This is a genomic window from Acidocella sp. (assembly GCF_036489515.1).
Taxonomy (GTDB): Bacteria; Pseudomonadota; Alphaproteobacteria; order Acetobacterales; family Acetobacteraceae; genus Acidocella.
On record NZ_DASXFO010000090.1, the window covers coordinates 1 to 11,183 of the forward strand.

Here is an 11,183-nt window from a genome sequence, read left to right on the forward strand (position 1 = left end):
TAGCCCGTAATCCACTGCGCAAGGGGGAAAAACTGCTCGATAAAGTCGAAGCGCAACTCGCCGAGATTCGTCGGTTGCCAGACCTCGTCCGCTCATTCTTCAGAGCGCCCAGTGTCGCCTATATTGCCGACTGGTGAGTAACTATGAAAAAAACGGCATGCCATGAACGTAAAAACCTAAGCCACACCCCTCCACTAAAACGCGGGAACTTCACGGCGCGAAAGGAAAGGATGTAACCCCTGAGCGCAGTGTCTAAGGGATTTTACCCATTTAGGAGCAAATCAAATTGGTTGCGCGCTGTTCTTCTTTCCATTCACGTACTCTGAAACAGCTAGCGTCAGGGTTTATTCTTTAAGGTCGAATGCGAAGGCTCCTGCGATGCGGTTGGCTGAGAAGAAAGTATGGGCCACAATGGCGGGCGGAGACCGGGTGATCTCACGACGCGTCGCAGAGGATCGTCACGTCGCAGCCGGGCTTTGCATCCTCAATCCGCATCGAGAAGCCGTGCAGACGCACAATCGCCGCCACCAGCGCCAGGCCGATGCCGTGCCCTGCCACGGCACTGTGCTGGCTGCCCCGGTGGAAGCGCCGCAGCACGACCTCGCGTTCGCTGCGGCTGATGCCCCGCCCGGTATCGGTAATGCGGATCGCCCGCGCTACACCGTTCTCACCGCGCAGCTCGCAACGCACGACGCCGCCAGGCGGCGTGAACTTCACGGCATTGTCAATCAGGTTGCAGACCGCCTCCATCAGCAGGTCGTGATCGGCAAAGCAATCGGCGGCTGGGCTGTCATCGACGCGTAGCGAGATGCCGTACATTTCCGCGCTTGGCAGATACAGCTCCGCCGCATCGCGCATCAGCGCCGCGACATCGACGCGGGTGAAATTCGCCGCGCGCTTGCCATCGTCGATTTCGCGCAAGCGCAAGATCGCGGAGACAATCGACAGCGCCTGGTCGATATCGCGCAGCGTGCGCTCGCCGGCATCGCGGAACTCGTCCGGCGTGCGCGCATCCTGGTAGCCGCGTTCCAGCCGCGCGCGCAGCCGCGTCAGCGGCGTGCGCAGCTCATGGGCGATGTCGTCGCCCAGCGCGCGCAGATCATCCACCGCCTCCTCGAGCCGGTCGAGCATCGCATTCACGGCGCTGCATAGGCGGCCGAACGGGTCCGGCGCACTGTGCACCGGCAAGCGCCGCTGCAGCTTGCCGGCCATGACGTCCTCGACCGCCTTGCGGACGATGCGGAAGCGGGTCTGCGCACGCAGGCTGAGGCAGATGCCGAGCACGATGGCGATCGCCCCGGCAGGCGCTGTGACCAGCAGCAAAGCCCGCTCGATCAGTTGCCGCAGACGCGTCAGCCCATCCATGTCCTCGGCGAACACGACATGGCCGCCCCCCGCAATCGGACAGGCGATGGTGCGGCTCAGATCCGGCAGCGGATTTGGCGGCTGGCTGCGCACCAGCCCGACCGAGACCGGCACCGTGTGCGCCAGCAGTTCCCGCGGCAAAGCGGCGATATTGCCGGCCAGCACGCGACCGTCCGGCGCGAACACGGCGGCCAGATGGGTGCGGTGCAGATCCGCCGCGACCATACCATCAATGGCTGCGTTCAGGGCATGAGGCCTGAGCCTCGCGAAGGTGGCGCAATCAGCGACAAGCCGGCCGTCGATCTGGGATTCGGCCTGACGTACCGTCCACCAATAGATCAGCCCGCATAAAACCGCCGACTGGATCAGCAGCGCCAAGGCGATCGCGCCACTCCAGCGGACGGTGGTCGTCCGCAGGAGCTCAACGAGGCTCGTCAAGTCGGTACCCCTGGCCTCTCACGTTCCGAAACAGCGGGGTTTCATCCGGCCTGTCCACCTTGCGTCGCAATTTGCTCATGTGCACGTCCACCACGTTCGAGCGCGGCTCGAACCGGTAGCCCCACACATCCTGCAGCAGCATCGAGCGGGTAACGATATGTCCAGGCCGCCGCAGGAAATATTCCAGCAGATCCAGCTCCCGCCCATGCAGGTCCAGGCGGCGACCGGAACGCGCGGCGCAGCGCGACAGCAGGTCGATTTCCAGCGGTCCCAGGCGCAAAAACGTCTCCCGCGTTTCCGCCGGGCGCCGCAGCACCGCCTCCAAGCGCGCCACCAGCTCGATCAGTGCGAAAGGTTTCGGCAAATAGTCATCACCGCCGGCGCGCAGGCCGCGCACCCGGTCGTCCAGTCTGCCGAGGGCGCTGACGACAATTGCCGGGGTACGAATCCCCTCGCTGCGGATCGTCTTGATAACGTCCAGCCCGTCCAGTCCGGGCAGCAACCGGTCGACGATCAGCACGTCGAAATCGCGCCTTGCCGCCTCGAGTCCATTAGTGCCGCTATCAGCTGTGACAATTGCATGACCGAAGCGTTCCAACTCTAGCGTGATCTCTTCGGCGGTTTCCCCATCGTCCTCTATGAGCAGTATATTTGCCAAATCTTTTTGCCTCGTCGACATAATTTCAAACCAACAACGGCACGCCAACCCGACATGACAAAGATTCTATAGGGGCGCCAAAAAGCATCGTCTACTTAAGCGTACATGAAACTGCTTTCATAATGTTAGAGTAACTTTATATTGCGCAAGGATGGAATTCTGCGCGGCGCTCACACCTGCTTCTCATCGGAAACAGGAGAACGACCATGCGTCTCACGAAACCACTCTTGGCTGAATTCATCGGAACTTTCGCGCTTATTTTTATCGGTGCCGGCGCCGTCACGGTGTTAGGGCCGAACCAAATCGCCGGCATCGCATTGGCGCACGGGTTGGTGATCATGGCCTTCGCCTATGCCTACGGCAAGGATAGCGGTTCATACATCAACCCGGCGCTGATCGTCGCCGCGGTGATCGCCGGCGAACATTCACTGCTCGACGCTATCCCGGTGATCCTCGTGCAGCTTTTGGGCGGTGTCGCCGGGGCGGAATCACTTTTGCTTATCTACGGTCCCGCCGCACCGCATCACCTTGGCGCGACCATGATCGACCTGCATCGCACCAGCCTGATGGGCGGCTTCATGCTCGAGGCGATCGGAACCTTCTTCCTCGCCAATACGGTGCTGAACAGTGCGCTGCGCGGCACTGCGGGCGCGTTGGCGCCACTCGCCATCGGCATGACGGTAACCGTGTGTATCCTGGCGTTCGGCCCGATCACCGGCGGCAGCGTAAACCCGGCCCGGACTTTTGGGCCGGCGGTGGCGACCGGCAATTACAGTGAAGTTGGCCTCTATGTCGCGGCCCAATTGCTCGGCGCCGCCGTCTCAGGCCTGCTCTACCGCCTTGTCTGGAACCGCAGCGGCAAGGCCGCCCCGCTGACCAAGGAGACCCCTAACCTCGCCGCCGCCGACGCCTGAGGCGGCCTCCTCCGCCTGCCCAGGCTGGCATTGTCACGTCATCCACAATCGGACGCCCGTTTACGTGACAATGTCTCCTGGTGGATGGTCTACGAATTTCGCCGACGCGGAAGCATACGGGTCAAAATGTCATCCCGGAGAATAAAATGATGAAACAGCGCGGCTGTGGCGTGAACGCCAACGAACCCCATGATAACCCAAGCCATAACATCGTGGATTTCGTACACGAAATCGCCTGTAGCCTTCGAAAAAGATCCAAAAGGGGATGGAATCTGAAGACCAAAAAATGTCAACGGGTGGTTGTCGGTCCAGCGCGTTAAAATACCCAAAAATGCTTGGCCTGACAGTAATACATAAAGGATAAAGTGCACCGCCTTGGCCGCCCGTTCAATGATCCCGGTGCCGGCATCGCGGGTCTTTCGGCCAGGTCTTAGGCGCCATATGATCCTGAGTCCGAGAACGAAAATTAGAATCAGACCAAATGAAACATGGATCGTATCCACCATGTGCCGTGTAGATTTCAAAGAAAAAAAGCCGCGGACTTCTTCCAAGCCGAACAACAGAAATATAAGTGATGCAGTCGTCCAATGCAGGGCAATAGACGTTTTGTCGTAGGGAGATAGATCGTCTCCAGCCGCGACACGAGTTACAGGTGGGCGCTCATTATGACTGTCCATGTGGTTCACCTATCCATCTTCACAGCCTACGCCTGACCCTCGAGTGTGGCGCCCGCAATGTCCGTCCTGAGGCTAACGTGCGTCAGAGCGGACCGCTAACAAAAACGATGTCTCACCACCCCTACATTTCTGCAGCCGTGGGATCGTGGCGGTTCCACCAGCCACCGCCCAGCGCTTGGAACAAGGCCGCGGTGTCGGTGAGGCGCATTACCTCCGCCTGTACCAGAGCGAGTTGTGCGGTCTGGTACATTTGTTCGGCGTTCAGCACCGAGACATAGTCCATCGCGCCGTCCTGAAACTGCGTGCGGGCGATTGCCAGGCTCTGTCGCGCGTCGTTGTCCGCGGTCTGAGCCGCCTGCAGCTGGTCGGCATCGGTCTGCAGCGCACGCAGCGTGTCGGAGACGTTCTGGAACGCGGTGATCACGGTCTGCTTGTACATCGCGGCGGCATAGTCGAACTGTGCCACGGCGGCGCGCTGCTTGTGCTTCAGCGTGCCGCCGTTGAACAGTGGCCCGGTTAGCCCGGCGGCGAGGTTGTAGAACTGGTTATAGGGCGTGAAGGCGTTGGCGATGGCGGCGGGGGAGGTGCCGAGCTGCGCCGTCAGCGGCAGTTGCGGCAGGCGATTGGCGATGGCCACGCCGATTTCGGCGCTCGCCGCATGCATGTTCGCAGCCGCCGCCAGAATGTCCGGCCGCTGCGCCACCAGTGCCGAGGGCAGGCTGACCGGCAAGTTTTGCGGCAGCGATAGCTGCGACAGGGTGAAGCTCTCCGGCAGCACCTCGTTCGGATAGCCGCCGGACATCGCGATCAGCGCGTTTTCCTGCATGTCCAGTTGGCGTTGCAGCGGCGGGAGCAGAAGCTGCGCCTGGGCCAGCACCGTCTGCTGCTGCAGCAGCACCGATTGCGCGACTTCGCCGTCGGCGTATTGGCGGGCGATGATGGTTTCGAGATCTTCGTCAGCCTTGATCGTGTCCTGCTGCGCGGCGATCGCGGCGCGCAGGCCCGCCTCCTGAAACGCCGTGGTCACCACATTGGCGCTGAGGCTGAGATCGGCGGCCTCCAGCTCGTCGCGTTTATTTTCGGCTTGCGCGGCGAGTGATTCCACCATGCGCCGGTTCAGCCCGAACACGTCCGGCGAATAGGAGATGGAGAGCTGCGCAGTGTAGAGCGAGTACCCCGGCTTGTTATTCGCGCCGACGGGGGCGAGGCTGGCGGTGGAGGTGAGGTTCTTGGCTACACCGACGCCCGCGCCGATCTGCGGGAAGAAGCTGCCATCCTGGGCCAGGACATTTTCCTGGGCGACCCGGAGCGAGGCCTGGGCGGCGGCGATCGAGGGATTGGCCTGCAGGGCCTGTTTGATCAGCCGGTCCAGGTCCGGTGAGCGGAACAGCGTCCACCACTGGCCGGGAATGTTTTGCGCCTGCACGAATGTTTGCGCCGCCCCGAGCGGGCCGGCGGCTTCGTGCGTGCCGGTGAGCGGCGTCGGCGTGTAGCCGGCGTCGGCGGGTGCGGTGGGCTGGTGGAAGTTGGGCCCGACGGCGCAGCCGCCGAGCACTGCCAAAGCCGGCAGGGTCGCGTGTTTGAGAAAGGTCTTCATGGAAAGACGTGGCATGAAATTTATTCCGCCGGCTGGGATTGCTGCGAGGGGTTCAGTACGGGCTGGCGCGCCGTCGCGCGCTGTCCGGCGAACCAGGGATAGACCGCGGGGATCACCAGCAGGGTCAGGGCCGTGGCGGTGATCAGACCGCCGATGACGACGGTGGCGAGCGGCCGCTGCACCTCGGCGCCGGAGCTGGTGGAGATCGCCATCGGCAGGAAGCCGAGGCTGGCCACCGTGGCGGTGGTGAGCACTGGGCGCAGCCGGGTCATCGCCGCCTCACGCGCAGCAGCGCGCAGGCCCAGGCCGGATTTGCGCCGCTCCTCGATGTAGCTGACCATCACCACGCCGTTGAGGATGGCGATGCCGAACAGCGCGATGAAGCCGATCGCCGCGGAGATGCTGAACGGCAGGCCGCGCGCGGTGAGCGCGAAAATGCCGCCGATCGCCGCGAACGGCACGTTGCAGAAGATCAGCGCCGCGAGCCGCGCATTGTCGAACATCACGTAGAGCAGCGCGAAGATGACCGCGAGCGCGACCGGCACGACGAGGGAGAGCCGCGCCATGGCCTCCTGCATGTTCTGGAAGCTGCCGGCCCAGCTGATGCTGTAGCCGGGCGGCAGCTGCACCTGCTGAGCCACCGCCGCTTGGGCGGCGGCTACGAAGCTGCCGAGGGCGCGGCCGCGCACATTCGCCTGCACCATGATCACGCGCTGGCCGGCCTCATGGGTGATCTCGGAAGGGCCCGGCGCCCAGGTGATGTTCGCCACCTCGCTGAGCGGCACGGAGATGCCCATGCCGTTGCTGACGCGCAGATTGCCGATGGCGGCCATGTCGGTGCGCTCGGAGGGGGCGATGCGGACGCGGATGTCGAACAGGCCGACGCCGTCATCGATCTGGCCCACCGTGGTGCCGCCGAGCGCCTGCACCACGTTCAGCACGTCGCGTGCGTTCAGGCCGTAGCGGGCCACCGCTTTGCGGTTGACGGCGATGTGCAGGTAAGGCTGGCCGATGGTCTGCTCGGCCTCGACATCGGCCGCACCGGGCACGGCGGAGATGACCCGCGCCACCTGTTCGGCGGTGTCGTGCAGCGTGTTGAGGTCGTCGCCGTGGATCATGATCGCGACATCGGCCTGCACGCCCTGCAGCATGTCGTCCATGCGCATCTCGATCGGCTGCGCCCAGTCGAGGGTGATGCCCGGCACGTCTTCGTTCAGCGCCTTGGAATAGGCGGCCACCAGGCCGGCTTGCGTGTGCGCCGTCTTCCACTGAGATTGCGGCTTGAGGATGATGAAGGTGTCGCTCTGCTCGATGCCCATCGGGTCGGTGGGGATCTCCGAGCTGCCGCCGAGCGTGACGGTGGTCTGCACCTCGGGGAAGCGCATCAGCGTGCGCTCGACCATCTCCTGCGTCTGCAGGGCCGAGGTCAGCGAGATGCCGGGCAGCTTGGTGGTGGTGACGGTGAGCGCGCCCTCGTCCAGCTTGGGCAGGAACTCGGTGCCGAGGTTGGAGCCGACCAGGATGGCGACCACCAGCAGGGCGACCGCGGCGCCGATGGTGATGCCGGGATGGGCCTGGGTTTTCGCCAAGGCCGGGCCGTAGACGCGTCGCGCGCCCTGGACGATCCGGCTCTCGTGCTCGGCGACTTTGCCTTTGAGCAGAAAACTGGCGAGCACCGGCATCAGCGTCAGGCTCAGCACCAGAGAGGCGAGGAGCGCGAAAATCACGGTCAGCGCCATCGGCCGGAACATCTTGCCTTCCAGCCCCTGCAGGCTGAGGATCGGCAGATACACGGCGGTGATGATGATGACCGCGAAGGTGACCGGGCGGGCGACCTCGACGGCGGCTTCGCGCACCACGAGCGGCACCGGCCGGTTGGGGAACTCGGCGCGGCGGCGCACCACGTTCTCGATCATCACCACCGCGCCGTCGACCAGCAGGCCGAAATCGATGGCGCCGAGACTCATCAGATTGCCCGAGAGACCGGCGGCATACATGGCGATGGCGGCGGCGAGCATGGAGAGCGGGATGGCGCAGGCGACGATGAGGCCGGCGCGCAGATTGCCGAGCAGCAGGAACAGCACGACGATGACCAGGATCGCGCCTTCGGCGAGGTTATGGGCGATCGTGCCGAGCACGCGGTCGATCAGGTTGGCGCGGTTGTAATAGGGCGCGATCTGCACGCCGGGCGGCAGGGTTTTGTTGATCGCGGCGACCGCCGCGGTGACGCGTGCGGCCACCACGCGGGTGTTCTGGCCCAGGCCCATCAGCACCACGCCGATCACCGCCTGGCCTTTGCCGTCGCGGGTCACGCCGCCGAGCCGGGGCATCGGCGCCAACGTTACGTTCGCCACGTCGCGCACATAAAGCGGCGTGCCGCCAGCGGAGGTGCGCAGCACGATGTCGCCGATCTCCGAGGTGTTCTGCAGCAGGCCCTGGCCTTGGATGATTGCCTCCTCGCCGTTATGGCCGATGGTGGCACCGCCGACATCGGCGTCGTTGTTCTGGATCGCGGACTCGACGTCGCCGACGGAGAGGCCGTAGCGGGTCAGCGCGGCGTCGGAGACCTGCACCGCATAGGTCTTCAGGTCGCCGCCGTTGACGTTGACGTCGACGACGCCGGGCACTTGCTTGAGCTGCGGCGCGATCTGCCAGTCGAGCAGCGTGCGCAGCTGCATCAGGGACTGCGCTTTGCCCTCGACCTGGAACTGGTAGATTTCGCTCAACCCGTCGGAGAGCGGGCCCATTTGCGGCGTGCTGCTGCCGGGCGGCAGCGCGACGGTGGCGAGGCGCTGGCTGACCTGGTCACGGTCGGTGAGGATGTTGCTGCCATCGGCGAAACGGACATACAGCACCGAGACGCCGTAGCGCGACACGGAGCGCAGGCTCTGCATCCCCGGCAGGCCCTGCAGCGCCAGCTCGATCGGCTTGGTAACCTGGCGTTCCACGTCCAGCGGGGCGAGGCCCGGCGCCTGGGTGGTGACCAGCACCTGCAGCGGCGAGATGTCGGGGTCGGCGTCGAAGGGCAGTTTGTTCATGCTCATCACGCCGAGGCCGATCAGCACGGCGACGAGCACCATGACGACCGCCCGGTTGCCGAGCGCCGCGTCAATGATCTTGGTAATCATGGGGGAGAACCCTCTCTCAGCCTTCGTCGGGGATGGTCGTCTGCATCAGCGTCGCCTTCAGCCAGTAGCTGCCGTTGGTGACGATGGGCGTGCCGGGGGCGATACCGCTTAGGATCTGCGTGGAACCACCGCTGCTGATCCCGGGCTGCACTGCATGCCAGGCGAAATTCCCGTGGCCGGTGGGCGAGAACACTGCCTCCTGGCCGTTGATGTTTTGCAGCGCGGACGCCGGCACCAGCACGGCTTGGCGGCCGAGCGGCGCTTGGATCATACCGTTGGCGAACATATTGACGCGCAGCGCGCCATCCTGGTTCGGCACGATGCAGCGGACCATGATGGTGCCGGTGTTTGGGTCGACCTTGTCGGCGATATAGGCGACGCGGCCGGTGAAGGTCCGGCCGGGATAGGCGTCGACAGTGAGGGCGACGGTGTCGCCGACCTGCACCGCGCCGATCTGGTCTTCCGGCACCTGCAGCGGCACCCAGACGGTGGAGAGATCGGCGACGGTGAAGACGGGCTGAGACGGATCGACCGTCTGCCCGGTGGAGAGGGTGACGGAATCGACCACGCCGGCGAACGGGGCGACGATCGCGCCTGCGGAATCGCGCGGATCGGGAAGGCCGGTCGGAGCCGGGGCGCTGCCCGGATTGATCGGCAGCAACTGCGCCAGGTGGTCTTGCCATTGCTGCAACGAGGATTGCTGGGTGCGCAGGGTCGCCTGGGCGGCGGCGGCGGAGGCGCGGCGCATGTCCAGCTCGCTCTGGGCCATGCCGCCGGAGCGGACCAGGTCCTCGGCGCGCTGCAAGGCGGCGGTGGCGGCTTCAAGTTGCGACTGCGCCTGCATCACGCTGGCCTGCGCGCTGGCGACGCCGCTGCGCGCGGCGCTGAGGTCGAAATTGTCGAGCACGGCGAGGCGTTGTCCGGCTTGCACCTGCTCGCCGACGACGGCGTCGATGGCTTCGACCCGGCCGCGCGCGGGTGGCACGATGTCCGCCAGACGCAGCGCGTTATAGGTGACGATGCCGGTGGCCGGCACGTCGCGCAGCAGCGGGCGCAGCGCCGCATTGGCGTAGTGCAGCTGCATGTTCGACAGCGCGCCGGCAGAGACGGCGATGGTGGCGGGCAGCGCCGGGCTGCTGTCCGCGGCGACGTCCTGGGCGCCGGCCACGCGGACGGCATGGCCGCCGTGACTGGCGAAGAAGCCGATGAGGACGGCGGCGATCAACGCACCGCCGGAGAGAAACACCTGGCGTTGGGTCATGCTTATGTCCCGCGGCTAACGAAAACCGACGCAAGTGGCCACGCCGCCGACTTCACGGCGGACTTATCGAAAAATCGCATAGGAAAACTCCGGCAGGGAAACCTGACTGGCCAATAAATAGCGAGGGTTGCTGACGCGAAACTGAATTTTGTACCGCGCGCCGGTGTCAGCGTGACGTCAGGATGGTGGCGGATATAGGAGGCCCCATGCTTGTAGGACCAGGGCGTCAATTATGAGAATTCTGCTGGTCGAGGACGAACCGGACCTGGGTGCCGCGGTGCAGGGGCATGTGCGCGAGGCGGGGCATGCGGTGGATTGGTTCGAGAACCTGGCGGCGTCGGATGCGGCGATGCGCACGGTGGCCTACGACCTGCTATTGCTGGACCTGCACCTGCCGGACGGAAATGGGCTGGATTTTTTGCGCGCGCTGCGGGCGCGGCGAGACGCCATTCCGGTGGTGATTTTGACCGCGCGTGACCAGATCAGCGACCGGATCGAGGGCTTGAGCGCCGGGGCCGACGATTATCTGGTGAAGCCGTTCGATCTCGATGAGTTGATCGCTCGGCTGAATGCCGCGGCGCGGCTGGAGGGGGTCGAGGTCGAGTTGACGGCGCGCGAATGGGCGGTTCTGGGGGTGCTGGTGCGCCGGCCCAATGCCACCGTGTCGCGCGAGCAGATCGAGGATGCGCTCTACGCCTTCGAACAAGAGATCGAGAGCAACGCGATCGAGGTGTATATCAGCCGGATCCGGCGCAAGCTCGGGCGCGATTTCGTGCGCACCACGCGCGGCCTTGGTTACCGGATCAGGAGTTGAGACGATGATGGGGCGCAGCCTGGTTTCGCGGCTGATCTGGCTGCTGGCCTCGACCATGGCGGTGTTATGGCTGCTCGGCAGCGTCACCGCCGGCCTGCTGACCGTGTTCGAGGTGAACGAGCGGCTGGACAATGCGCTGGTCGAGATCGCACAGCGCCTGCTGCCGGCGACCGCGGACGCGCTGAGCGCGCCGCAGGTGATGGACGACAGGGCGCGGCAGCTGGTCTTGACGCTGAACTCGAAAGCCTTGGCCTATCAGATCATGGCGCCGAACGGGTGGGTGGCGCTGCGCTCGGAAAACGCCCCGGCGGCACCGTTCACGACGGCGTTC

At 64.8% G+C, this 11,183-nt stretch carries 8 protein-coding genes and 1 pseudogene; 3 read left to right on the forward strand and 6 right to left on the reverse strand.

All coding sequences use genetic code 11. The features are described from left to right. Positions 1-435: 435 nt before the first annotated feature. Together VGG47_RS13000 and VGG47_RS13005 are read right to left on the reverse strand one after the other, a co-directional pair. Positions 436-1,803 carry an ATP-binding protein gene (locus tag VGG47_RS13000; RefSeq protein ID WP_331539232.1) on the reverse strand — a complete coding sequence of 456 codons (1,368 nt, stop codon included), beginning with the start codon at positions 1,801-1,803 and terminating at the stop codon, positions 436-438. Beyond that, complete coding sequence (locus VGG47_RS13005) at positions 1,787-2,461, reverse strand: response regulator transcription factor (RefSeq protein WP_331539234.1); 675 nt, start codon at positions 2,459-2,461, stop codon at positions 1,787-1,789. Before VGG47_RS13005 ends, VGG47_RS13000 begins: the two co-directional genes overlap by 17 nt. Before the next feature lie 206 nt (positions 2,462-2,667). Here VGG47_RS13005 and VGG47_RS13010 point away from each other — a divergent pair, with 206 nt between their 5' ends. Next, positions 2,668-3,375, forward strand: coding sequence for an MIP/aquaporin family protein (locus VGG47_RS13010; RefSeq protein WP_331539236.1), 708 nt, complete (start codon positions 2,668-2,670; stop codon positions 3,373-3,375). A gap of 89 nt (positions 3,376-3,464) precedes the next feature. On the opposite strand, the gene VGG47_RS13015 is transcribed toward VGG47_RS13010, so the two are convergent. The 4 genes from VGG47_RS13015 to VGG47_RS13030 form a co-directional block, all read right to left on the reverse strand. Continuing rightward, positions 3,465-4,052: a cytochrome b gene (locus tag VGG47_RS13015; RefSeq protein WP_331539238.1), complete on the reverse strand. Its 588-nt coding sequence runs from the start codon at positions 4,050-4,052 to the stop codon at positions 3,465-3,467. A gap of 121 nt (positions 4,053-4,173) precedes the next feature. Further along, entirely contained in the window at positions 4,174-5,664 is a 1,491-nt protein-coding gene (locus VGG47_RS13020) for an efflux transporter outer membrane subunit (protein WP_331539240.1), read from the reverse strand. A 5-nt stretch (positions 5,665-5,669) separates the two neighbouring features. Continuing rightward, positions 5,670-8,777, reverse strand: coding sequence for an efflux RND transporter permease subunit (locus VGG47_RS13025; protein ID WP_331539242.1), 3,108 nt, complete (start codon positions 8,775-8,777; stop codon positions 5,670-5,672). 16 nt (positions 8,778-8,793) lie between these two features. Continuing rightward, on the reverse strand, positions 8,794-10,038 hold the full coding sequence (locus VGG47_RS13030; protein ID WP_331539244.1) for an efflux RND transporter periplasmic adaptor subunit: 1,245 nt from the start codon (positions 10,036-10,038) through the stop codon (positions 8,794-8,796). Positions 10,039-10,270: 232 nt separating this feature from the next. Between VGG47_RS13030 and VGG47_RS13035 the strand changes: the two genes are divergently transcribed. Together VGG47_RS13035 and VGG47_RS13040 are read left to right on the forward strand one after the other, a co-directional pair. After that, complete coding sequence (locus VGG47_RS13035; RefSeq protein ID WP_331539246.1) at positions 10,271-10,852, forward strand: response regulator transcription factor; 582 nt, start codon at positions 10,271-10,273, stop codon at positions 10,850-10,852. Positions 10,853-10,856: 4 nt separating this feature from the next. Next, a pseudogene (locus VGG47_RS13040) lies at positions 10,857-11,183 on the forward strand (hypothetical protein); the annotation flags it as partial.

Bases quoted from the DNA above. Each gene is read 5' to 3' on its own strand.
- VGG47_RS13010 (WP_331539236.1), top strand. From the start codon at position 2,668: ATGCGTCTCACGAAACCACTCTTGGCTGAATTCATCGGAACTTTCGCG.
- VGG47_RS13030 (WP_331539244.1), bottom strand. From the start codon at position 10,038: ATGACCCAACGCCAGGTGTTTCTCTCCGGCGGTGCGTTGATCGCCGCC.
- VGG47_RS13020 (WP_331539240.1), bottom strand. From the start codon at position 5,664: ATGCCACGTCTTTCCATGAAGACCTTTCTCAAACACGCGACCCTGCCG.
- VGG47_RS13025 (WP_331539242.1), bottom strand. From the start codon at position 8,777: ATGATTACCAAGATCATTGACGCGGCGCTCGGCAACCGGGCGGTCGTC.
- VGG47_RS13015 (WP_331539238.1), bottom strand. From the start codon at position 4,052: ATGGACAGTCATAATGAGCGCCCACCTGTAACTCGTGTCGCGGCTGGA.
- VGG47_RS13035 (WP_331539246.1), top strand. From the start codon at position 10,271: ATGAGAATTCTGCTGGTCGAGGACGAACCGGACCTGGGTGCCGCGGTG.